The organism is Anoxybacillus sp. B2M1, assembly GCF_001634265.1.
Taxonomy (GTDB): Bacteria; Bacillota; Bacilli; order Bacillales; family Anoxybacillaceae; genus Anoxybacteroides; species Anoxybacteroides rupiense.
In genome coordinates, this window is the sequence record NZ_CP015435.1 from 297,737 (window position 1) to 321,555 (window position 23,819).

Genomic DNA, 23,819 nt, shown 5'->3' on the forward strand with positions numbered 1-23,819 from the left:
GAGGGCTACTTCAGCCCTGCCTGCTTTAGTATTGAGTGTAATGTTCCGGGTTTTAAATCTTTGCGTGGATGAGGAACAGTCACCGTTCCTTTTTTCGTTGGATGTTTGAAGTGGTGATGGCTACCGACTATTCTATGTAAGTACCATCCGTCTTTTTTTAGTAATTTAATCAATTCTTTTGATGAAATGTTTATTCCCCCTTTCCACATTTTTATTATAACACGTATAAATAACACGTGTAAAGAGATTTTTGTTTTATTTTTTGTCGTGTAAATGCCACTAATAAATGAATAAGGTTGAGTAAGCTTTCTGTATTGCGTCACCCGTTTGGGTGGTGTTTTTCTTTGGACACAAAAAAGCCCTTTGGTGGGGATATCGATACCAAAGGGAGGATGAGAGTGGTTTGAGTACAAAGTATCCCACTGTTTTTTTAGTGTAAAGACTTTTGTTGTAATTTGAGAAATGAACGTTGTAGGAAGATGCCTCCTTTTGTCGTACTGAGTAGGTGAAAGGGGGAATGGAAGCCGTACCAGCTCACAAAAAGTTCGCCATCATTCAAGAAACGGCTGTGTGTTATGGCTCGATTCAATGATTTGTGAGATCGTAGGCGTGTCTCGAAACGGATACTACAAGTAGGTCAAACGACAGGAACGCCCTTCTCAAAAGCAAGTAGAAGACAAGCATCTAAAGAAAAAATCGAGGAGCGCCATCCAGAACACAAAGGCATCTACGGGTATCGGAGAGTCCAAGTTTGGCTGAAACGGAAACACAAACGGGATATCAACCATAAACGAGTACGAAGGCTGATGAGGGAGATGGGCATCCGTGCGTTGATTCGGAAGAAACGACCTTATTACGGAAAGAAAGAGCCGTATGTGATTTCAGACAACCATCTAAACCGAGATTTCCACGTATCAAAGCCAAACAAGAAGTGGGTGACGGATATGACCTATTTGATTTTTAATGGGCAAAAGCTCTATTTGTCCGCCATTGAAGATCTATCCAACAATGAAATTGTGGCTGATCACATCAGCCGAAGAAATGACATCAAATTGGTCATCGACACGCTAAAAAAGGCTATAAAAAAACGGAATGTCAATGGACTCCTCCTCCATAGTGATCAGGGGTTCCGGTATACATCCCATCAATACAACAACCTATTAAAAAGATACAATATAAAGGCCAGTATGTCCAGAAAAGGAAACGGTTTGGACAATGCCTGCATGGAACACTTCTTCCGCCATTTCAAGGCAGAGTGTTTCCATCTGTGCTCTTTTCGCACGGCCGAAGAGGTGAAGGAGGCCGTACACCAATCTATTCGTTTTTATAACCACCATCGTTTCCAAAAGAAATTACACAACCTGAGTCCTTATGAATATCGGACTCAGGCTGCTTAAATGTGCTTTTTTATTCCTGTCTACTTGACAGGGGTCTCTTCACCTTTGGAGTGCTTTTTTATTTTAAGAAGGTGGCGGGGAAGGGAACGACATTTACGGAAGCGGTATCAAATTCCTCCTTCTCGCATCCATGGTTTGCTGGGGATGTGGATGAAATGCTTGCATAAACGTATAATTTTTGTAAAATATCAACTAGAATGCCATTTCTTTTATGGAAAGGACACCGTTCAGGCTTCGATGATGAGGAAGCCTGTTTTTTGTTGGGCGATAGGTGGCTTCAAAAGTGGCATTGGAGGGTGGACATGATGATTGAAGTTCAGCATTTGCATAAATCATTTCGCGTTCATGTTCGACAGGCGGGGTGGCTTGATGCGGTCCGCCATTTATGGAAGCGGCAGTATCAGGTAGTCGAAGCGGTGAAAGATATTTCATTTACCATTCCAAAAGGAGAAATTGTTGGATTTTTAGGCCCGAATGGAGCAGGGAAGACAACGACGATGAAAATGCTCGCTGGGCTGCTTCACCCGACATCGGGAAAGATGAATGTTGGAGGATTTGTTCCGTTCGAGCAGAGGCCGGAGTTTAAAAAAATGATGAGTTTGGTGATGGGACAAAAAAGTCAGCTGATTTGGGATATTCCGCCCATGGAAACCTTTTTAGTCAATAAGGCGATTTATGAAATCGATGACCGCACCTTTCGTCGGACGCTTGATGAATTAGTGGAGCTGTTGGAGCTGCAGCCGCTACTAACAAAACCGACGAGAAGCCTGTCGCTTGGGCAGCGGATGCGCTGTGAACTGGCTGCGGCTTTATTGCACCGGCCGGCCATTTTATTTTTGGATGAGCCAACGATTGGCCTTGATGTCCATACACAGGAAAAAGTCCGGCGTTTTATTGCGGAATATAATCGTGAGCACCAAACGACCATTTTATTAACATCGCATTATATGGGAGATGTGACTGCACTGTGTGACCGCATTATGATGATTAACTACGGCCAGCTGATTTATGACGGAGAATTGTCGGTGTTAACGGAAAAGCTGGCGCCATACAAACGGCTTGAGGTGCGCTTTTCTGAAGTGCCGAATGCGCGCTGGGAAGATTATGGGGAAGTGGCAGAAATCGAGGACAGCCAGGTGGTATTGCGGGTTAATCGTGAGAGAGTAGCTGAAGTGTCGGCGCATTTCTTGCAGCATTTCCACGTTCATGATATTAACATTCAAGATCCGCCGATGGAAGAAGTGATTACGCGCGCCTTTCAGGAGGAGTTGTCCCATGGTTCGTAAATATGCGGCTCTTTTACGGATGAAGTACATGGAAATGCTGGCTTACCGCCTAGCTACGATTGTATGGATGACCGGGGCTATCACTCAGCCCTTGATTACGATGGCTGTTTGGATCAACATTGATCCATCGCAAAGCGATGCGTTCTTTTTTTACTTTATGGCCGTGATTTTTGTAGAAAGAATGACAAGTGCATGGGATGTTTGGGAGCTCGATCGCGAAATTCGCGAAGGAACATTTTCCAACTATATCATCCGGCCGTTGCATCCGATCCATTGGGCGATTGCGGAGAATGTAGTGTATAAGCTATTATTTCTTGTTATTTTAATACCGATATGGGCGGGGGTGGCGCTGTTTGTGCCGGCACTGCGCGTTGAGATATCAATGAGTCAGCTGTTGTTATTTTTGGCGGCGGTGTTGATGGGGGCGCTGCTTCGTTTCTTGCTTAGCTATACTTGCGGGCTGCTTGGTTTTTGGATAACAAAAGTTGCGGCCATCTACAGCGTGCTGGAAGTTATCTCTTTATTTTTATCAGGGAGAATAGCGCCATTATCGATGCTTCCACCGCTTTTGCAGCAATGGAGCATTTTCCTGCCCTTTCGTTACATGATCGGTTTTCCGATTGATCTGATCAGCCAAGCCGCTAATGGTCATGAGGTGCGCCAGGGCTTTATGATCGCATCGGTTTGGGCCGTGATATTCATTATGATGCTTCAATGGATCTGGAAAGCGGGATTAAAGAAAAATCAAGCGGTGGGTGGTTGATCATGGGCAGATACTGGAGAATTTTCCACGAATTTTTCCGAGCGTGCTTTGTTGAAGAGCTGGAATATCGTAGCGAGTTTCTTGGGAATCTGGTTTCCAGCTTTTTTGGCATTGGGATTGCGATTTTGACCATCCATATCTTTTTTTATCAGACCGATCGGCTTGGAGGATGGACATATGCGGATGTACTTGTGCTGCTCGGCGTCTTTAATACATTGAAAGGCTGGATCGATTTTGCTTTGCGTCCCAATATGTCGCGCTTGCTTGAGCACGTTCGCCGCGGCACGCTTGATTATATTTTAACCAAGCCTGTTGACAGCATGTTTTATGTGAGCTGTCGTCATTTAGTGTTTTGGCGTTTGGTTGATGTTGCTCTTGGCCTCGGTCTGATCGTCTATGGACTAGCGGAAAAGCATTATATGCCATCATTGGTTGATATACTCGTTTTTCTGATCACGATGGCTTCGTCGCTTGTATTGATTTATTCGTTATGGATGATGCTGATGACGACTTCGTTTTGGGTGATCCGCATTGATGATTTATCTTTTATTTTTGATTCCTTCTTTGAAACGGCGCGGTTTCCGATCGGCATGTACCGTGGCTGGGTGCGCGTGATTTTGACTTATGTGCTGCCAGCGGCGGTGATTACGAATATGCCGGCTTTATCGTTGCTGGGAAAATGGAATATGGCGACTGCGCTTATTGCTGGATTGCTGGCTGTTGTGTTTTTATGGCTGGCACGTCGCTTTTGGCGGTTTGCATTGCGTTCGTATACAAGTGCAAGCAGCTGAGGAAAGCGCAAGGTAGAGAAAACGGATGGACATAATGGAGCAAAAGATGAAAGGGAGCGCGCATATCGCTCCCTCTTAGTGTTATACTTGTACATAAGTATATATTTAAAGGAAGGGATTGGGATGTGCGGACGTTTTTCGTTGGCGGCTGATATAGAGCAGTTGCAAGCGTTGTTTCATTTTGTTTTTCCTGAACCGCTATCGCCCCGTTTTAACATCGCGCCAAGCCAGGCGGTGCTGACGGTTGTTGAAGAGAATGGGATGAGGATCGGAAAAATGATGAGGTGGGGGCTCGTGCCCGCTTGGGCGAATGATCCGAAAATCGGCTGGAAGATGATCAATGCGAGAGGCGAGACCGTCGATGAAAAAGCGAGTTTTCGTCAAGCGTTGAAACGGCGCCGTTGTTTAATTTTAGCGGACGGCTTTTACGAATGGAAAAAGGAAGGGACGAACAAAATTCCGTATCGTTTTACGTTGCGAAATGGTGAGCCTTTTGCTTTTGCAGGGCTGTGGGAAAAATGGGACAAGCAAGGGACGGCGTTGTATACATGTACCATTATTACAACGGAAGCAAACGAATTGGTCAGCCCCATTCATGAGCGGATGCCGGTCATTTTGCCGCCAGAGCAGCATGAAGCATGGCTGGATGCAAAGCTAGAGGATACCGATTATGTGAAATCGTTGCTTAAGCCATATGCCGCGGCAAAGATGAGCATGTATGAAGTAGCTTCGATTGTCAATTCACCGAAAAATGATGTTCGTGCATGTCTGGAGCCGATTCATAGTCAATGAGAGGAAGGGAACTTGCACGTTCTTATCCTTTTAAGGACGAAATGAATGATCTTTGGAAGAGTGTAGGTTGGAAAAAATATGTATGATCTTGCCGTTGTCATCGATTCGTGTGATCAAGGTGAACTCTTTTTCGAGCCTCGGCCGCCCGACTCTACTAGACGACATTGAGGAAACTTACCTTCGGAAGGTTTGTTTTAGGGATTGAAGCATGGGGGAACGCTAGCGGAAACAGAAGATCCGCCGGCGTTTTTTATTGAAGGAGAAAGCGGCAACGCTTTTAGGAAGAACGAGATAGCAGACAGGACGAACACTTATCGGAGATGCTTTTGGGCATATCCAATCACCGGATAGCTCAACAGCAGCAAAGCAATGATAAACGCGATCACACCCAACCAATGAAAATGCATCCAAAAACAACCTCCTGCTGTCCCCGCTAAGCTCGACCCTACATAATTAAATAGCAGATAAAGAGAAGCTGCTTGTGCTTTATAGAGCCTTGTGCATTTGCCAATCCATGTGCTGGCGATCGAATGGCAGCCAAAAAAGCCAAACGTAAATAGTGAAAGCCCAATCAGCTTTATCGCAACAGAAGGAATAAGGGGAATAGCGGCACCGAGAATGGCGATAGACTTAATGTGGGCGCATATCCAGATAAATCGGCTTTTTTCCCATAAAAACAGAGCTGAAGCTTCCGAATAAGTACACCATAAACAAAAATCCAAGCACGGATAGACTTAATGAGTATGGTGGTTCACTTAATAAAAAGCTAATATAGTTGTACAGCGTCACAAACCCTTCCATAAATAAAAAGCCGAGCATAATCAGCGACATCAGCGGTTTATTGCGCAAATGGACAACATAGGCCGCCAAAGCCGTTTTGCCGCTAGACGGCTTTGGGGCAGAATGGCGCGGCGCCGGCAGGATCACGGCGAAAATAACGCTTAATAAAAGCGAAAAGGCTCCTATGGAAAACAGTGCGGTCCGCCATGAAAACCAATCGGTTAATAGCCCGATCGCTATTCGTCCAGCCATGCCTCCAATGCTGGTTCCGCTAAATAAAGCCCCATCGCTTTGCCAATTCCTTCTGCTTGAAATTCCTCCGTAATATAAGCCATTGCTAAAGAGGGGCCGCCGGCAGCTGCCATACCGAGTAACGCGCGCGCAAGCACAAGAGAAGGAAAGTGGGAGAGTAGCGCGCTTGCCATCGTTAATAACGATGTTAACAGCAACGAGATGGTCATCACTCTCTTTTTTTCAGCGCGATCCGAGATACTCGCGGCAAGGAGAATGATAATGGCTAATGCACCGGTCGATACAGACATGGCTAAGCTAGCTGAAGCGGCAGAAATGTGAAAGGTTTTTGCGAACAGCGGCAAGAGCGGTTGAGCCGTATATAAGCTGGCGAAGGTAACAAAACCGCCCAAAAACAGCGCCCAGCTTGCTTTGCTAGATTCCGTGCTGCCTTCTTGAATGTGTGTCAATGGTTCTCACCTCTTTATTGTTCATTCGATCTATTTTTACTATAATGGTTCGATGACGAAGCGTCTATTTCCATGCTGTGAAAAAGACACACGCCGTGAGGAGACGGCGTGTATGGGAGAAGTTATTGTTTTCGTTCCAGCATCCATTTTGGCTTTCCAAAGCCTTTGAAATTTTGGTCGATCACTTTTTCAAATTCTTTTGATTGAACCACTGCTTGGATATCTTTGACAAACGGTTGCTTTAAATCTTTTGTATTCACAACGATGCGATTGCGATAATCATCCGGCATATTTTCTAGGGCAAGAGCGTCATTTAAGTCCATTTTTGCCGCTAAAGCGAAGTTGCCGGGCACCGCTGCCAAATCGACGCTTTCAACTGTCCGCGGCAATTGCCCTGCTTCAATCGGTTTAAATTTAAGGTGCTTGACATTTTCTTTGATATCTTTTTCCGAAACAGTGAGCGGATTGACGGATGAGTCAAGCTGGATCAGTTTTTGGTCTTGTAAGATTAGTAGTGCTCTTGCCAGGTTCGTAGGATCATTCGGAATCGCCATTTCGCTTCCATCCTTGATTTCATTTAGTGATTTAAATTTTTTTGAATAAATCCCCATTGGAGCAGTTGGAACAATAATGACTTCAGAAAGATCAAGATGATGCTCTTTAGCGAATGTCTCCATATAAATTTTATGCTGGAATAAATTAGCGTCTAAATCGCCATTGGCTAAAGCTAAATTTGGTTGAATGTAGTCGCTGAATTCCACTACTTTGACTTTATATCCTTTCTTTTCTAACAGCGGTTTGATCGCTTGGTTGACCATGTCGCTGTATGGACCGGAAGTTGCGCCAATCGTCAGCTCCTTTTTCTGCGTGCTTCCGGAAGCAGCTTCTTTATTGCCGCATGCCGCTAAAAGTGAAAAGGAAAGAAGGCAAATAAGTAAAACCAGTCGTTTTTTCATGTTGAAATCCCCCTTGATTATTTTATCGATTGCGTTGTTTTTTACCGTTTATCGACAAGACGGGCGATGCGTTCACCGCTAAATTGAATGATTTGAACAAGACAAATTAAAACAACGATCGTTGTAATCATCACCGTATTGTCATAGCGATAATAGCCAAAACGGATCGCTAAGTCGCCAATGCCCCCGCCGCCGACAATGCCGGCCATGGCAGAATATCCGACTAAGCTAATCGTTGTAATGGTGATCCCATGGACGATGCCTGGGCGAGCTTCCGACAGCAGTACATCTTTAATAATCATCCACGGCGTAGCCCCAACGGCAATTGCTGCTTCAATCACTCCCTTCTCAATTTCTCGCAATGAGGTTTCTACCATTCTTGCGAAAAAAGGAATGGCGGCAACCGACAGCGAGACAGAGGCAGCAGTAGGACCGATGGTGGTTCCGGTAATCAGTCTTGTCAGCGGCAGCAGCCCGACGAGCAAGATGACAAACGGAATCGAACGAATCAGATTGACCGCAAAGCCTAGAACGGATTTGACGATGTTATTTTCTAAAAAAAGGCCCCGATCCGTGACGAAAAGCAGAATCCCCAACGGAAGTCCAATAAGGATCGCGATACAAAGAGAGATGGCGACCATATAAATCGTTTCTAAAAACGCTTTGTTTAGTTCAGGAATAAGATCGATAAGAGCATTAAGCAGCATGCGCAATCACTTCCAATCCATTTGTTCTTTCGGAAATGTAATCGAGCGCTCGTTCAATTTCTTTGCGCTCTCCTGTCAGCTCCATGATAAAGACGCCGAGCGGGATGTTTTGAATATATTCGATTTTCCCGTGTAAGATATTGCCTTTCACTTTAAATGTTTGTAGCATATCGGAAACGATCGCTTCTTCGGCGCTCTCTCCCTTGAATAAAATTTTCACCATCGTTCCTGTCCGTTTTTGCAACAGATGTTCAGGAATTTCAAATTGCAGGATGCTATTGATGAAAGATTTCGTTAATTCCTCCTTTGGATCGGTAAAAAGCTCATATACCGTTCCTAATTCTATAATTTTTCCATTTTGCATAACCGCGACGCGATCGCATATATCTTTCACTACCTCCATTTCATGGGTAATCAATACAATAGTGATGCCTAATTCGCGATTAATTTTTTTCAACAGTGTCAAAATGGATTTGGTTGTGCTTGGATCGAGTGCCGATGTTGCTTCATCGCACAAAAGGACATTGGGATCATTCGCAAGCGCCCGCGCGATGCCGACTCGCTGCTTTTGTCCGCCGCTCAACTGGGCAGGGTAGGCATCTCGCTTGTCAGACAGACCGACTATGTCTAGCAACTCATTGACTCGTTTCTCTATTTCCTCCTTCGGTTTGTTAGCGGCTTTTAAAGCGAATGCGATATTTTCAAAAACTGTTTTTGAACTGACAAGATAAAAATGTTGAAAAATCATTCCGATTTTTAGACGCGCTTGCCGTAGCTGTTCGCTGTTTAAAGATGTTAAATCAACGCCGTCTATCATAATTTGTCCAGATGTCGGCCGCTCCAAAAGGTTGAGGCAGCGCAGCAACGTGCTTTTGCCGGCGCCGCTATAGCCGATGACGCCAAAAATTTCTCCAGCTTGGATGGTCAAAGAGACGTGATCGACGCCGATGACTTGCCTGTTTTTCGATGTGTAAATTTTAGTTACATCCTTGATTTCAATCATCACTTTCCCCCCTGAGAGTCGAGCTTTTTTAAAAAGAATGGAATTTGCAAAAAGTCTCGCGATGGCTCTTTTCATATGGTAACGAAAATTTTTGCATGGACCTCCATATAAAAGAAAAAACCTCTTTCATTCAGAAAGAGGCATCGGTATGTAAATACCAGACTTATCTTTCAGAATGAAAGCCATTCTGCAGGATGTGGCACCGTTCCCGATTGCGGGAGGTTGCCGGACGTCATTGGGCCTGTTCCCTCGGTCGCTCTTGATAAGCGGTTTGTTTATGGAATTTTTATACTCATCATAATTCCGATAAAGCTGATTGTCAATATCGGTTTTTATGAAAAAAAGATAAAAACGCTTACATTATAGGGAAAATAAGAAAAAATTTTTATAGATGGCCCGAAAGTAAATCTATATTTGTCCACAAAAGGAGAAGAGAGAACGACAAAGCGATCGTCAACTTTTAGGATTTTTTCTCTAAGCTATGAGAGGGCGAACCTGACTTTCTTTCTTGACGATTGACAGTTGCTTATTTTTTTGATAAGTTGAATATGTTAAATCGTAATTATTACGATTTAATGGTGTATCAAATATTTTCAGTTTGGAGGGATCTTAGGCATGAGAGTAAAAGTTATTTTACAGTGCACAGAGACAGGTGACCGTAACTATATCACGACAAAAAATAAACGAAATAATCCAGAGCGCTTGGAACTAAGAAAATATTCACCACGTTTAAAGCGCTATACGCTGCATCGCGAAACGAAGTAGCGCTTTGCTGAAAATAATCTAAAGGAAGTGATTCTCAAATGAAGCCAGGCATTCATCCTAACTATCAAAAAGTGGTTTTTATGGATGTCAACAGTGAATATAAATTTTTAAGCGGATCGACCAAATCTTCCAACGAAACGATCGTATGGGAAGACGGGAATACATATCCGCTTATTAAAGTGGAAATTAGTTCAGATACGCACCCCTTTTATACTGGGAAACAAAAATTTACGGACCGTCGCGGAAGAGCTGAACAATTTATGAAAAAATATCATTTGCAGCAGCAAGATAAATAATGGAAGGATAAAGCCGTACGAGACCGACCGGGAGCCAATGGTTTTATTGATGAGGGAGAAAAAATTGTTTCTCATAAACTGTTGAGTAAAAAAAGAGGATTTCTATATAAACCCAGTCTGCCTTTCCAGATGCGCCCGTTTAAAATTTTACTGGGATGAATTGATAAGCCGGATTGATATAGCTTATTGGTCATGCGATCCCCTTCGGATCGCTACGGGGTCTGAACAAAGCACAGATAAAAAATAAAGTCGTCGACCTCCAATGGCGTAAAAATCCCTGGAGATCGACGACACATACATTTTGAATGAAACGGTTGTCCGATCAACCATTGCGCAAACATGCGCCTCTCGTTATAATAAAACTAACAAATCGTTCCAAAAACCAAAAAGCTTAATCCATCAACATTTGTTGGGGTTTGTATCTTAACTATAAGGAATTGAAACATTGGTAATCAGTTTTATTATGGATGATATACCCCTGTTTGTATCTTAACTATAAGGAATTGAAACAACTCAAACCACATCATCGCGATCCCCTGCTTCGTTGTTTGTATCTTAACTATAAGGAATTGAAACATAAAGTGAATGCTGACATCCGCAACGCGACACAAACGTTTGTATCTTAACTATAAGGAATTGAAACTGGATGATATACCCCTTTCCTTGTTTTTTTCGAACCCGTTTGTATCTTAACTATAAGGAATTGAAACGGGAGGAATCCCATCGCATATGCACTGTTTTTTTTGTTTGTATCTTAACTATAAGGAATTGAAACAAGATTAGAGAAAGCAGAACGGTATGAAAAGGTGCGTTTGTATCTTAACTATAAGGAATTGAAACAACTATGAACCTATCAAGAGAATGGAATCCAGCGCCGTTTGTATCTTAACTATAAGGAATTGAAACCGAAAACGATAGATTGCCTTTGCGACTTCTTCCGAATGTTTGTATCTTAACTATAAGGAATTGAAACCTGCAAAAACATGGGAAACCATCGGTACGATTGAAGTTTGTATCTTAACTATAAGGAATTGAAACCCCTGAACTGTTAGTCTTTTTTGACTAACAGCTACGTTTGTATCTTAACTATAAGGAATTGAAACAAGAAATTGAATGAAAAAGTGGATGCTTTATCCAAGTTTGTATCTTAACTATAAGGAATTGAAACTCTGGGGACAAACGATGCATGGGAAGTCTTATCTAGGTTTGTATCTTAACTATAAGGAATTGAAACATTCACTTTCATCTTTGGCGCTCCAGGAAAAAGTGATAGTTTGTATCTTAACTATAAGGAATTGAAACTGGTGAGATGGTGATTTCGTTTTTGCTTGCGCTTTGTTTGTATCTTAACTATAAGGAATTGAAACCACACAGCCGATTGTTGCATATCAACTTGAAGACGGAAGTTTGTATCTTAACTATAAGGAATTGAAACCTTGCCTACATGCTTTCCATGCCAGACAATTGGATTTTGTTTGTATCTTAACTATAAGGAATTGAAACAATTTTCAGATGAACAAGCTGCTATGCTGCATTCTTTGTTTGTATCTTAACTATAAGGAATTGAAACTACAAAAGGTTGGGGATTTTCCATCCTGCTCACATCGTTTGTATCTTAACTATAAGGAATTGAAACTCATGAACTGGTTTTACGTGATTGTCGGCCTGTAAAGTTTGTATCTTAACTATAAGGAATTGAAACTTGTCGACAATGTAAATGCTACAACAGTTGATTTCGGTTTGTATCTTAACTATAAGGAATTGAAACCGCGGATGACTATAATAACGGGGTCTGGCAAATGCATGTTTGTATCTTAACTATAAGGAATTGAAACTGAATATGTTGACCGTCCGCCGACTTCTGATGAACAGTTTGTATCTTAACTATAAGGAATTGAAACCGGAGGAACAAGTCATTGTGAAACTTCAAGAGCGCGTTTGTATCTTAACTATAAGGAATTGAAACTCTAGGGACTCTGCATTGTTGTATTTCAGCAATTCTGTTTGTATCTTAACTATAAGGAATTGAAACCTCGTATTCTCGTAAAGATATCCTTGCATAACCGCCGTTTGTATCTTAACTATAAGGAATTGAAACATTTTTGCTTCAATTTATCAAGCGGTTTAGTATCCAGTTTGTATCTTAACTATAAGGAATTGAAACAAGGGATTAGTTCATCAATCAGTCCATCGGCTGTGTATGTTTTCATCTTAACTATAAGAAATTAAGATATTGTGTGGGATAAGGGATTAGCTGAAAAAGAACGCAGAGCCAGTGTATGGTTCTACGTTCTTTTTTATATAACTTAAACGATCGTTACTTTTTTGTTGAAAAAACAACCTATAAAAAATACAGATAGAATATAGATGTATTAAATAAATACAGGATATTTTTTGTTTTACTGTTGACAATATTCAGACAATTAATTATTATGTTTTATATACGATATTTACAAAAACATAATAAAAAGAGGTGCCTGAAAATGGATAGGCAAGAGGCGGTGTATTGCTCGTTTTGTCATTCGGTGGATGTGGCAAAAATGTCTATGTTTGGAACTGCGCAGCTTGTTTCGCAATATTACTGTCATCAATGCAAAAGTGTTTTCGAATGGGTGCGATGGCGGAGGACATTGGATGAAGTAGAGGAAAAGCGATGAAAATCTGAGGGTGCGCTTTGCCTTTTGAACCGCTTGTTAATGGAAAGACTGCTTTTGTGGAAGGGGGCGAAAGCGGTAATTTTTAATGGATGTTGCAGCATTCATGTGTTCATGTTCAGTATGGAGCGATGGATGACTAATCTATTTGGAGGGATGGGTATGGCACAAGAAACAGTCACAAAAACGAAAAATTTAACAGTGGTGAAAAACGAAGGGGTGGCGGAAATTCATTTGCACATTAACAAATCCAATTCTTATGATCTCGCCTTTTATCAAGAGCTGAATGCGGCGATCGACGACATTCGGTTTGATCCAAACATAAAAGTGGTTGTGCTGATGAGCGATATGCCGAAATTTTTCTCAGCGGGGGCGGATATCCATTTTTTACGGGCAGCGGATCCACGGTTTAAAACGCAATTTTGCTTGTTCTGTAACGAGACGTTAGATAAAATCGCGCGCGCTCCTCAAGTGTATATCGCTTGTTTAGAAGGGCATACGGTCGGGGGAGGACTGGAAATGGCATTGGCGTGCGATCTTCGGTTCATGGGAGAGGAGGCAGGAAAAATCGGACTACCGGAAGTGACGCTTGGGGTGTTGGCGGGAACAGGAGGCACGCAGCGGCTGGCGCGTCTGGTTGGCTATTCGCGTGCGTTGGATATGAACATTAGCGGGGAGACGGTGACGCCGCAAGAAGCGCTAGAGATCGGGCTGGTAAATAAGGTATTTCCACAAGCAGAGACGAGGGAACGGACGCTGGAATATGCGCGGAAGATCGTCAACAGTGCAACTTATGCGGTATCGAATATTAAGCTATCGATTATGAATGGAAAAGAAATGCCGTTAAATGTGGCAATTCGCTACGAAGGGGAGCTACAAAACTTGTTATTCCGTTCGGAGGATGCGAAAGAGGGATTGAGCGCCTTTTTAGAAAAACGCCAGCCGAATTGGAAGGGAAATTAAACGTTTTAGATCACATGTATCGGCCAATCTGGCCGATCTATTTTTTAATTGGCTTTCATCATGCTTGAAAAAATCGGCAAACATTCGTCATAATACATAATAAAGGCGAAAAATTCAAAAAAAGACAGGTGTGAACAGCTATGAAACCAAGAGGGCTCATGTTTACTTTATTTGGGGAGTATATTCAGCATTATGGGAATGAAGTGTGGATTGGCAGTCTCATTCAAATGATGTCTCACTTTGGCATTTCTGAATCGTCCATTCGTGGAGCTGCGCTGCGGATGGTGCAGCAAGAATTTTTTGAGGTGCGGAAAATTGGAAACAATAGCTACTATTCTTTGACTCCAAAAGGAAAGCGGACGATGACGGATGGATTTATCCGCGTCTATTCATTGAAAAACTACAAATGGGATGGCTACTGGCGTATCTTAACCTATTCTGTACCGGAGGAAAAGAGGGAGCTGCGCAATCAAATTCGCAAAGAATTAAGCCTGATGGGGTTTGGTCTTATTTCCCATGGAACGTGGGCAAGCCCTAATCCTGTGGAACAGCAAGTAATGGAATTGATTAGGGATTATCATTTAGACCCATATGTGATTTTATTTACGTCGAGCTCCATTGTATCGCACAGTCATGAGCAATTGATTAAGCGCGGGTGGGATTTTGCGCAAATTGCTAAAGAATATGACCGGTTTATCGACACCTATCAACGAATATATGAAGAATTCCAGCGGCGAGCGTGGAACAATGAGCTGTCTGATCGAGAATGTTTTATTGAAAGGACCAAATTAGTACATGAATATCGTAGCTTTTTCTTTATGGACCCGAGCTTTCCTCATGATTTATTGCCAGATAATTGGAGCGGTACGAAAGCCCGTGAGCTGTTTTTTAATGTGCATCAGCTTTTGGCGGTGCCCGCTATTCGTTATTTTGAAACGCTGTTTGAATCGGCTCCTGACCGTGAGCCGCAATTGAACCGGGAAAAGGCGATCAATCCGTTTATCGGAATGATCTAGCGCATCGTATGATATAGAAGTTGTTTCGCTGAAGGAACTGGATGGACTCGACGGCGGTTGAAATGAGGAAGGCGGATAAGAGAGGGAGGATATTGATGGTGAATATTGAAATAATCCAGGATCATATGTATCGTATTCCGGTTCCTGTGCCATTTCCGATGAAATACGTTTATTGCTACTTATTTCGCGAGGCAGATGGATGGAGCATAGTCGATGTGGGGTTTCATTATCCTGATGCCATCGATACATGGGAAAAAGCATTTCAGCAGCTTCATGTGGATTGCCGGCAGATTCATTCTATTTATTTAACGCATTTTCATCCGGATCACTTCGGATTGGCAGGATGGATGCAGCGGCAGACCGGGGCGCAGGTGTGGATCAGCCGAGAAGATTATGCGATGGCAGAACGCGTCTGGAAAGAAGGGAGCGATCAAGCCGAGCAAGTCGGGGAGGCGTTTAGGCAGCATGGTGTTCCAGATGAATTAGTGAGCCAAATTGAAGAAAGCATGCAAAAACTGGCTCAACACGTTATGCCGTTTCCCTCTCTCTCCATTCTTAATCGCGATGAAGTGATTCTGGGACAAAAGCAATGGAAAGTGATCGAAGTTCCAGGACACAGCGATGGACTGATTAATTTTTACCAACCGGAGTTGCGATATTTGCTTGTGTCCGATCATGTATTAGAACGCATCACCCCTAATATTAGCGTATGGCCGGGAAGCCATCCCAATCCGCTGCAGCGATATGTTTCTTCTTTGCATCGGGTCAAGGAGCTGGATGTAGCGATAGCATTTCCAGCTCACGGAGAAGTGATTCGCTATCTGCGTCAACGAGTGGACGACATCCTGCGTCATCATGAGAAGCGGCTGCATCATATGAAGTCGCTTGCAAGTGAAGGAAAGACAGCCTACGAAGTGGCGTGCGCCGTATTTGGACATAAGTCGCTGACGGCCCATCAGTGGCGATTTGCTATTGCGGAAACATTGGCGCATTTAGATTATTTAGTATCACGCGGAGAGCTCCAAAAGGAGAAGCGCAACGGAAGCGTTGTCTATCAATCTGAAGAAAAATAAGGAGAGACTGGCTGCATGGTTGCAGTCAGTTTTTTTATTTGGAATCCATTATATATAGGGATTTTATATAAACAACACGATCGAAAAACAAACGTTATGGATTTTTAGTTGTCATTTGTGATTGTTGAATTAAACGTTCCTGCTCTCAATACTGAAATACCGCTATTTTTAAATTTTTATATTTTTCTGATTTTTACATTGACAATATAGATTACGTATATTAATATTATGTTTAACAGACGATAAAATAAAAAACATAATAAGGAGGGAGAAGAGGTGGATCCATCTACTATTCTGAAAGAAAAGGTTCAAAACGGTTTTATTGTTGAAGGATTAGAAGACATGAATGAAGAGTACTTACAAGCTCTTAAACAAACATTAATCATTGTTGGAGATACCGAATTGTTAAGCATCCCGCCTTTACTTACGGTATATGATCAAGCTCCTACACTAAACAACAAGATTACCGCGCTGGCCATTATGCAAGACGAGATCGGCCATGCTCACATCGCTTACCGCCTCTTAAAAGATTTAGGACAAAATATCGATGATTTGCTCTATAAACGCGAACCACATCGTTGGAAAAATCCGTATGCATTTGATTTTGAGCTGTCCAATTGGATTGAGCTAGGAGTCTTTAACGCCTTTTTTGATCGAGCCGGGTATACGCTCCTTGGCGATGCCTTCGAATATACCTCCTATGGTCCTTGGAAACGTGCATTAGTGAAAGTTGACAAGGAAGAGTTGTTCCATCTTAGAAACGGCGAAGTGATTATGAGAACGGCCATGCAGGACCCAGAACTGCGCGAAGAGGTACAAAAAGCCGTTGATTGGATGTTTTTAATGGCCCTTGAATTTTTTGGGGTAGAAGATCGTTTGAAAAGCCGATCAGCGCAGCTTGAATATCGTTTAAAAGGACGAACGAATGATGAATTGCGCCAAAAATGGCTATCTACTGCTGTTCCTTTCTGTGAATCGATTGGGGTGAAAGTGCCTGCTCATTATGATGAACAACAGCAAAAATACGTGTTGGACGTCCCGTTCCCATGTAAATTCGATCCGGTCAATAAAAAGTGGCTAGTTGACCAGCCAGATACATGGGATAACGTGATCAAGCGATTTAAGCAAAGAGGACCGCAAAATAAACAATTTGTTGAGCGCATTCAAAAAGGAGCCAAAGAATTAGAGCAATTACGAAAGGATGCGGTGTGATGGGAAAAATCGGGAGCGACACAAAGAAGTATTGGGAAGCGCTGAAGGAAGTGATGGACCCCGAATTTCCAATAAGCGTCGTTGATATGGGACTCATTTATGATATCGAAAAAAATGGCGATGAGCTTCAGATTACGATGACATATACCGCAGTTTCTTGCGCATGCATGGAATGGATCGAACAAGACATTCGGCATCGTCTCCTTCAAGAGAACGAGGTTCAGGCAGTGCAGATTAACGTAGTCTGGGATCCGCCATGGACGGTGGATAGGTTGAGTCCTGAAGGGCGCGAAAAATTGAAATATTGGGGAGTGAGTTCAAAATAATGGTGGCTACGAAAAGAAAAACCTTTGACATTTTCGCCCGAATTAAGCGCGGAGATCCATTAACCCATATCGGCACCGTTGAGGCAGAAAACGAACATCTGGCCAAAGTCTATGCCTCCTTTACTTATGATGAAGAAGATTGGTCAGAAATGACGGTTGTCGACCGCAGTCAGATTGTTTGGGTGAAAAAGCCTAACTGGTTATTTGCGCAGAAGGAGGGCAGAGTCCGATGAACCATACGCAACGGGAAGTACATGCATTGACGGAATTACTTGAGACGATCGCCGATCATAAATATGTCCTTGGGGATCGTTTGGTGGAAGTAGGAGTGAGCGGTCCCAATATCGAGGCGACATTAGCGGCGATTGCCATGGCGCAAGGAGAATTAGGGCACGCAAGACTACTATATAACTGGTGTTTTGATTTGCGCGGCATTCGCGGAAAAAAAGCGGAGATTTACGGCCAGACCGGGAAAGCGTTTACAAGTATTGTGAATGTGAACAACTGGATCACGCTCATTGCGGCCTTGTATGCTACGAACCTAGCCATCGATATTGTGTGGCAATCTTTTCTCCAAGCGAATCATCCGGCTGTCACTTCACGTATCCAAAAGCTTATCCGCGAGCAGCAAGATCATTTAATATACGCGAGAAGCTGGGCTTATGAGCTTCGTCATGAACAGGGAGCGATACCAAGTCGTTTTGCACAGGCGTTAAATCATACGGTCAACGAAGTATACGTTTGGCTGACAGAGATTGAGAAAAAAGAAGAATTACAAACAGAAGGGTATTTGCCTATGAATATAAACCTAGCCAATCAATTTAAAGAACAACTAAAGGAAGTGGCGGCGGAATCGCTTGTACAAATGAACTAAGCGAAAACAGAAGCAGGGAGATTTGCGGGAGGTGAGAAGAACGAGGAGAAGCTTAGCGTTTTAGAGCAGCGGGGTACATGCGGTCTTTTACTATAAAATCAATTCTAATAGAAGGAGAGGAGAAGATAAAATGGCGGTAGAAACAAAAACGAAAAATTTAACAGTGGTGAAAAACGAAGGGGTGGCGGAAATTCATTTGCACATTAACAAATCCAATTCTTATGATCTCGCCTTTTATCAGGAGCTGAATGCGGCGATCGACGACATTCGGTTTGATCCAAACATAAAAGTGGTTGTGCTAATGAGCGATATGCCGAAATTTTTCTCAGCGGGGGCGGATATCCATTTTTTACGGGCAGCGGATCCACGGTTTAAAACGCAATTTTGCTTGTTCTGTAACGAGACATTAGATAAAATCGCGCGCGCTCCTCAAGTGTATATCGCTTGTTTAGAAGGGCATACGGTCGGGGGAGGACTGGAAATGGCATTGGCGTGCGATCTTCGGTTCATGGGAGAGGAGGCAGGAAAAATCGGACTACCGGAAGTGACGCTTGGGGTGTTGGCGGGAACAGGAGGCACGCAGCGGCTGGCGCGTCTGGTTGGCTATTCGCGTGCGTTGGATATGAACATTAGCGGGGAGACGGTGACGCCGCAAGAAGCGCTAGAGATCGGGCTGGTAAATAAGGTATTTCCACAAGCAGAGACGAGGGAACGGACGCTGGAATATGCGCGGAAGATCGTCAACAGTGCAACTTATGCGGTATCGAATATTAAGCTATCAATTATGAATGGAAAAGAAATGCCGTTAAATGTGGCAATTCGTTACGAAGGGGAGCTACAAAACTTGTTATTCCGTTCGGAGGATGCGAAAGAGGGATTGAGCGCCTTTTTAGAAAAACGCCAGCCAAATTGGAAGGGAATGTAAAGGGTAGGTTCGTGAATGAGGCCCCGGAAATGGATTGGTTAAGCCTATTTCCGCGGGCTTCCTGCTTCGGTTTCTGCATGGGTCCACTTGATGTCCAATTTTTAAATAATGGGATGGTGAGCCATGGAATTACGCGGACTAGGGATGCTTTATAATGCAGCGAATTTGTTTATTGATGACCATATCCGTAATGGATTAGGAGAAAAGACGGCGATTTATTATCACGATCAGCAAATTTGTTATCGCGAGCTGCAGGAGAGAACGAATCAAACGGGGAATATGCTGCGGACACTTGGATATAAATTGGAAGATCGTATCATTATGGTATGCCATGACAGCCCGGAATTTATTTACACATTTTTTGGTGCCATAAAAATCGGGGCTGTGCCAATTCCGGTTAACACGATGATGCAACCGGCTGATTACGAATATTTTTTAAATAATAGCCGCGCCAAAGGGTTGATTATTCACGCCGATCTTTGGGAGGCACTTCAACACTTAAAGGAGCGGTTTGTGTTTTTAGAGCATGTGATCGTAATTTATGAAAGCGCTGACATTAAAAGGGGTGGCACTCTTGATTTTTACCGCTTGCTTGATCGCGCCAGCAAGGAGTTGGACGTTGCCCCGACAAATAAAGACGATGCAGCATTTTGGCTTTTTAGCTCCGGCAGCACGGGAGAGCCAAAAGGGGTGATTCATTTACAGCACGACATGGAATATGCATTGAATACCTATGCTAAGCAAGTGCTCAAAATCACCGAAGATGATCGTTGTCTCTCCGCATCGAAATTGTATTTTGCTTATGGACTGGGCGGAGGCCTGTATTTCCCGCTCGGTGTCGGTGCTTCTACGATTCTTGTGAAAGAACGCCCTTTGCCGGAAATGATATTTGAAGCTATTGAAACGTACAAGCCAACCATCTTTTTCGGTGTTCCGACACTATATGGAGCGATGATTGATTATGTGCAAAAAACAGGGAAACAGTTTGATCTTCGTTCCTTGCGTGTGTGTGTTTCTGCTGGGGAGGCCCTTCCGCCTGCGTTTTATCGAAAATGGAAGGAACTGTTCAATGTGGATATTTTAGATGGAATCGGATCTACAGAGGCGCTTCATATTTTTATCTCCAATCGGCTGGGCGATATTAAAGAAGGAAGTTCAGGAAAAGTGGTACCGGGGTATGACGTAAAGATTATTGATTCGCAAGGAATGGAATTGCCGCCTAACGAAATAGGCGATCTAGTGATTCATGGCGATTCCATTGCTCACGGCTATTGGAATCTTCATGAGCAAAATAAGAAAAAATTTGTTGGAGACTGGTTGTATATTGGCGATAAATACTATCGTGACGAGGATGGATACTATTGGTATTGCGGACGTTCCGATGATATGCTCAAAGTGGGAGGAATATGGGTTTCTCCGATTGAAATTGAAAATTGCCTTTTACAGCATGATGATGTTTTGGAAGCTGCTGTCGTAAGCATTGAAAATGATCGGAATCTTACCATTCCGAAAGCGTTCGTTGTGCTGAAAGATGGGATAGAACCATCGAAAGAAAAGGAAGAAGAGCTAAAACAATTTGCGAAACAACATTTAGCCCATTATAAGCATCCGCGCGTGATTGAATTTATTGATCAGCTTCCGAAAACCGCTACTGGGAAAATTCAACGTTTTAAATTGCGAGAATTATTGAAGCATCAATAAAAGGAAGGAAACCATTGAAGGGGCGATGGGCATGAAAAGAAATGAATTTCAGCTCCGTGTCAATTTCGGCGATACCGATACAGCTGGAATTGTCTACTATCCTAACTATTTTAAGTGGTTTGATATCGCCGGACATCAATTTTTCCGAAGCATTGGACTGCCGCCTTTAAAACTAATGAAAGAACAGCAAATTATCCTTCCTCTTCTTCAGGCCGATTGTACATTTGAGCATCCATTGTATTACGATGATGTTGTAACCATTAAGACGGAAGTCGAGGAAATTAACCGTAAAACGGTCAAATTAAAACATGAAGTGTTCCGGGGAGAGATGAGAACGGGTTACGGCTTTGAAGTGAGAGGCTGGGTAAAAGAAGACAGCGGCCGCATCTTTGCTGTCCCCATTCCTGATGATGTCCGGAAGCTGCTTGAAGAAGAGGGAATGGGACCGTGCGTTCAAGTAAATCCATGGCTTCATGCTTGAGGTGTGCTTGTATTTTTTTAAAAGCCAAGAGCGTTTATCGCTTCCTTGGCTCTTTTTCACTGTGGATAAAAGAAAGCCATATATTGAAAAACGGAGGGAGTCCATTGATAAGAAAAGCGAAAAGAACCGAACTAATAGAAGTGGCTCAAGGCCGCCGCCCCGCTGATCTTGTCATTCAAGGCGGAATGGTTGCGAATGTTTATTCTGGAGAGTTTTTGCAGCAAAATATTGCCATTTATCAAGATACGATTGCCTATGTTGGGGAGAAGGATGTGGCAGTAAATGATGAAACCATTATCATGGATGCAAGCGGAATGTATGTCTCTCCCGGATTTATTGAACCACATGCTCATCCTTGGGTTTTTTATAATCCTGTTAGTATGACAAAAAAGGCATTGTCTTTAGGCACTACGACGACCGTGAACGATAACTTGTTTTTTTATTTGCACTTGGGAGCTGACGGATTTAAACAATTAGTCCGTGATCTGCAAACAATGCCAGGCAACTTCTTTTGGCTTGTTCGCCTTGTTTCACAAGCGGATTTCCCTGGGGAGCGCGATTGGTTTCAACCAAAAGAAATTCAAGCGTTGCTTTTTATGGATGAAGTCGCCGGGACGGCTGAAGTGACAAGGTGGCCATTATTGTACGAAGGCGATCCAGTTTTAATGGAGACAATCGAAATCGCGAAAAAAATAGGAAAAATAGTAGACGGACATACGGCCGGCTGTTCTTATGACAAGTTAAATAGTATTGCAGCAAGCGGCGTCGATGCTTGTCATGAAGCGATTACAGCGAAAGAAGCGCTTGATCGGCTACGGCTTGGGATGTGGACCACGCTTCGCAACAGTTCTCTCCGTCCGGATTTTCCGGAGATTATTCGTCTTATTACTGAGGGGCGGGTCAATACACAACGAATTACCATGACGACAGATGGGGCTCATCCTAGTTTTATTGAAAAAGAAGGTTTTGTGGACGGATTGATTCGAAAAGCGGTCGAACTTGGAGTGCCGCCGATGACGGCTCTGCAAATGGCAACGATTAATGCGGCGACATATTTGCGCCTTGATGATCAAATTGGAGGAATAGCGCCGGGCAAGCTTGCTGATATGGTACTTCTGCCTGACCTAACCACTTTTAAACCGACTTTTGTCATCTCGAAAGGAACACTTATTGCTCAAGACGGGCAGCTGCTCACGCCATTCCCCGCAATAAAATGGAATAAGTATGCGACAAAAAAGCCATTTTTGTTTCCAAAAGAGCAATTAGCGGATGAACGCTTGTACTGTTATCCGCATTTGTCGGCTCACCGCTCTGTCCCTGTTGTTTCGCTTAAAAGCAATGTCATTACAGAACGAAGAGACGTTGTTTTACCATCGGTGAATGGATATGCGGATCTTTCTAAAAGCGAAGGGCTGCTTTATGCCTCGCTTATTGCCCGCGATGGGCAGTGGGTAGCGAAGGCGATTTTAGATCGATTTGCAGTGAATCTTGATGGTATGGCGTCGACGTACAATACAACAACCGAACTGCTTGTGATCGGCAAATCCCCGAAGGCAATGGCTATTGCGGCGCAGCGAGTGCACGAAATGGGCGGCGGTGTGGTGGTAGTCGACCATAACGAAATTGTCGTCGAAATCCCGCTGCCGTTTACAGGGATGATGACGATTGATGATTCGTTTGAAGCAGCGGTTCGTTACCACGATCAACTGCTGCATGCTCTTCAGAAAAGAGGCTTTCCTTTCCACGATATTTTATATACGCTGCTGTTTTTAACATGTGATTTTCTGCCGGGGCTTCGTCTTATTCCGTATGGTCTATACGATGTAAAGCGCAATGACATTTTGCTCCCGGCACAGCTGTTATCCGACTGCCTCTTGCAGCATTAGCCTGCATTTTATGGTGACCTCTTACATGTCGCTTGATTGTGGTCCTTTTCTCATCTGGCGGACTCGCATCAGAAAAAAGGGCGATTGATTATGAAAAAATGGTTAAGACGGAGTCGTCGATCTCTAGGTATACCCAAAACCTAGAGATCGGCGTTATTTTTTTGGCTGGATCGATATAGAACTTATCATTACATAACCAAAAAATCTTAACTTATGATGCCATTAATTTACGGCCGGAAGGTAAGTCGATGGCTTGTCCCTCACTATTGAAAAAAATCTTTCATTTTTTTGTCTTTATCCGATTTGTTCGGTTTTTAAAGTCATAATTCTACAAACAAGGACTTTTTCCTAGATTTATTATTATAAAGAATTTGTTTATCAGGCGTAAACAAACTTTAATGTTCTTTTGTTTATAACGTAAAAATGATGAAAAGATTTGATTTTATATGAAAAAATTAAAAATAAATATGC

Annotated in this window: 23 protein-coding genes, 1 pseudogene, 1 CRISPR repeat array and 1 riboswitch; of the genes and pseudogenes, 19 read left to right on the forward strand and 5 right to left on the reverse strand. The window is 43.0% G+C overall.

Annotated features, from left to right (window positions below; all coding sequences use genetic code 11):
• Positions 1–5: 5 nt before the first annotated feature.
• Complete coding sequence (locus GFC28_RS18615; RefSeq protein ID WP_197478862.1) at positions 6–209, reverse strand: type II toxin-antitoxin system HicA family toxin; 204 nt, start codon at positions 207–209, stop codon at positions 6–8.
• 414 nt (positions 210–623) lie between these two features.
• Between GFC28_RS18615 and GFC28_RS01565 the strand changes: the two genes are divergently transcribed.
• From GFC28_RS01565 to GFC28_RS01585, 5 genes are all read left to right on the forward strand, one after another.
• Complete coding sequence (locus GFC28_RS01565; protein ID WP_156487499.1) at positions 624–1,397, forward strand: IS3 family transposase; 774 nt, start codon at positions 624–626, stop codon at positions 1,395–1,397.
• Positions 1,398–1,702: 305 nt separating this feature from the next.
• Positions 1,703–2,683, forward strand: coding sequence for an ABC transporter ATP-binding protein (locus GFC28_RS01570; protein WP_044741907.1), 981 nt, complete (start codon positions 1,703–1,705; stop codon positions 2,681–2,683).
• A complete protein-coding gene (locus tag GFC28_RS01575) occupies positions 2,673–3,446 on the forward strand; it encodes an ABC transporter permease (RefSeq protein WP_044741897.1) in 774 nt (257 codons plus the stop codon). The genes GFC28_RS01570 and GFC28_RS01575 overlap by 11 nt, the downstream gene beginning before the upstream one ends.
• Before the next feature lie 2 nt (positions 3,447–3,448).
• Complete coding sequence (locus tag GFC28_RS01580; RefSeq protein WP_044741898.1) at positions 3,449–4,237, forward strand: ABC transporter permease; 789 nt, start codon at positions 3,449–3,451, stop codon at positions 4,235–4,237.
• Positions 4,238–4,360: 123 nt separating this feature from the next.
• Positions 4,361–5,029, forward strand: coding sequence for an SOS response-associated peptidase (locus GFC28_RS01585; protein ID WP_044741899.1), 669 nt, complete (start codon positions 4,361–4,363; stop codon positions 5,027–5,029).
• 630 nt (positions 5,030–5,659) lie between these two features.
• Here the strand turns inward: GFC28_RS01585 and GFC28_RS20155 are convergent.
• The 4 genes and pseudogenes from GFC28_RS20155 to GFC28_RS01605 all read right to left on the reverse strand — a co-directional run bounded on the left by GFC28_RS20155 (position 5,660) and on the right by GFC28_RS01605 (position 9,176).
• Positions 5,660–6,510, reverse strand: a pseudogene (locus GFC28_RS20155) (MFS transporter).
• A 122-nt stretch (positions 6,511–6,632) separates the two neighbouring features.
• The gene (locus GFC28_RS01595) at positions 6,633–7,466 is read right to left on the reverse strand and encodes a MetQ/NlpA family ABC transporter substrate-binding protein (protein ID WP_044741900.1); all 834 of its coding nucleotides are present in this window, start codon (positions 7,464–7,466) and stop codon (positions 6,633–6,635) included.
• Between the two features lie 41 nt (positions 7,467–7,507).
• Positions 7,508–8,173 carry a methionine ABC transporter permease gene (locus tag GFC28_RS01600; RefSeq protein WP_044741901.1) on the reverse strand — a complete coding sequence of 222 codons (666 nt, stop codon included), beginning with the start codon at positions 8,171–8,173 and terminating at the stop codon, positions 7,508–7,510.
• Positions 8,163–9,176: a methionine ABC transporter ATP-binding protein gene (locus GFC28_RS01605; protein ID WP_044741902.1), complete on the reverse strand. Its 1,014-nt coding sequence runs from the start codon at positions 9,174–9,176 to the stop codon at positions 8,163–8,165. The genes GFC28_RS01600 and GFC28_RS01605 overlap by 11 nt, the downstream gene beginning before the upstream one ends.
• A 160-nt stretch (positions 9,177–9,336) precedes the next feature.
• A riboswitch (SAM riboswitch) is annotated at positions 9,337–9,445 on the reverse strand.
• Between the two features lie 346 nt (positions 9,446–9,791).
• On the opposite strand from GFC28_RS01605, the gene rpmG reads away from it, so the two are divergent.
• The 14 genes from rpmG (at position 9,792) to GFC28_RS01670 (ending at position 23,348) form a co-directional block, all read left to right on the forward strand.
• Positions 9,792–9,941 (forward strand): 50S ribosomal protein L33, encoded by a 150-nt coding sequence (gene rpmG / locus GFC28_RS01610; RefSeq protein WP_066150423.1) that lies wholly within the window; start codon positions 9,792–9,794, stop codon positions 9,939–9,941.
• Between the two features lie 38 nt (positions 9,942–9,979).
• Positions 9,980–10,237 (forward strand): type B 50S ribosomal protein L31, encoded by a 258-nt coding sequence (locus GFC28_RS01615; RefSeq protein WP_044741903.1) that lies wholly within the window; start codon positions 9,980–9,982, stop codon positions 10,235–10,237.
• 414 nt (positions 10,238–10,651) lie between these two features.
• Positions 10,652–12,469: direct repeats of the CRISPR family, unit length 30 nt; unit sequence GTTTGTATCTTAACTATAAGGAATTGAAAC.
• Between the two features lie 251 nt (positions 12,470–12,720).
• Entirely contained in the window at positions 12,721–12,894 is a 174-nt protein-coding gene (locus GFC28_RS20160; protein ID WP_240371134.1) for a PaaD-like zinc ribbon domain-containing protein, read from the forward strand.
• Between the two features lie 159 nt (positions 12,895–13,053).
• Entirely contained in the window at positions 13,054–13,854 is an 801-nt protein-coding gene (locus tag GFC28_RS01620; protein WP_066329500.1) for an enoyl-CoA hydratase/isomerase family protein, read from the forward strand.
• Positions 13,855–13,994: 140 nt separating this feature from the next.
• Positions 13,995–14,870, forward strand: a complete 876-nt coding sequence (locus tag GFC28_RS01625; protein ID WP_044742353.1) for a PaaX family transcriptional regulator — start codon at positions 13,995–13,997, stop codon at positions 14,868–14,870.
• 89 nt (positions 14,871–14,959) lie between these two features.
• On the forward strand, positions 14,960–15,943 hold the full coding sequence (locus GFC28_RS01630) for an MBL fold metallo-hydrolase (RefSeq protein ID WP_044742354.1): 984 nt from the start codon (positions 14,960–14,962) through the stop codon (positions 15,941–15,943).
• A 276-nt stretch (positions 15,944–16,219) separates the two neighbouring features.
• Entirely contained in the window at positions 16,220–17,155 is a 936-nt protein-coding gene (locus GFC28_RS01635) for a Phenylacetic acid catabolic protein (protein WP_044742352.1), read from the forward strand.
• Positions 17,155–17,481 carry a metal-sulfur cluster assembly factor gene (locus tag GFC28_RS01640; RefSeq protein ID WP_044742351.1) on the forward strand — a complete coding sequence of 109 codons (327 nt, stop codon included), beginning with the start codon at positions 17,155–17,157 and terminating at the stop codon, positions 17,479–17,481. The genes GFC28_RS01635 and GFC28_RS01640 overlap by 1 nt, the downstream gene beginning before the upstream one ends.
• Positions 17,481–17,714: a hypothetical protein gene (locus tag GFC28_RS01645; protein WP_044742350.1), complete on the forward strand. Its 234-nt coding sequence runs from the start codon at positions 17,481–17,483 to the stop codon at positions 17,712–17,714. Before GFC28_RS01640 ends, GFC28_RS01645 begins: the two co-directional genes overlap by 1 nt.
• Positions 17,711–18,355: a Phenylacetic acid catabolic protein gene (locus GFC28_RS01650; RefSeq protein ID WP_044742349.1), complete on the forward strand. Its 645-nt coding sequence runs from the start codon at positions 17,711–17,713 to the stop codon at positions 18,353–18,355. Before GFC28_RS01645 ends, GFC28_RS01650 begins: the two co-directional genes overlap by 4 nt.
• 130 nt (positions 18,356–18,485) lie before the next feature.
• A complete protein-coding gene (locus GFC28_RS01655; RefSeq protein ID WP_066329497.1) occupies positions 18,486–19,280 on the forward strand; it encodes an enoyl-CoA hydratase/isomerase family protein in 795 nt (264 codons plus the stop codon).
• A gap of 123 nt (positions 19,281–19,403) precedes the next feature.
• Positions 19,404–20,981 carry a benzoate-CoA ligase family protein gene (locus GFC28_RS01660; protein ID WP_044746346.1) on the forward strand — a complete coding sequence of 526 codons (1,578 nt, stop codon included), beginning with the start codon at positions 19,404–19,406 and terminating at the stop codon, positions 20,979–20,981.
• Between the two features lie 31 nt (positions 20,982–21,012).
• Positions 21,013–21,462: an acyl-CoA thioesterase gene (locus GFC28_RS01665; RefSeq protein WP_044746347.1), complete on the forward strand. Its 450-nt coding sequence runs from the start codon at positions 21,013–21,015 to the stop codon at positions 21,460–21,462.
• A 104-nt stretch (positions 21,463–21,566) separates the two neighbouring features.
• On the forward strand, positions 21,567–23,348 hold the full coding sequence (locus GFC28_RS01670; RefSeq protein ID WP_044746348.1) for an adenine deaminase C-terminal domain-containing protein: 1,782 nt from the start codon (positions 21,567–21,569) through the stop codon (positions 23,346–23,348).
• Positions 23,349–23,819 lie beyond the last annotated feature (471 nt).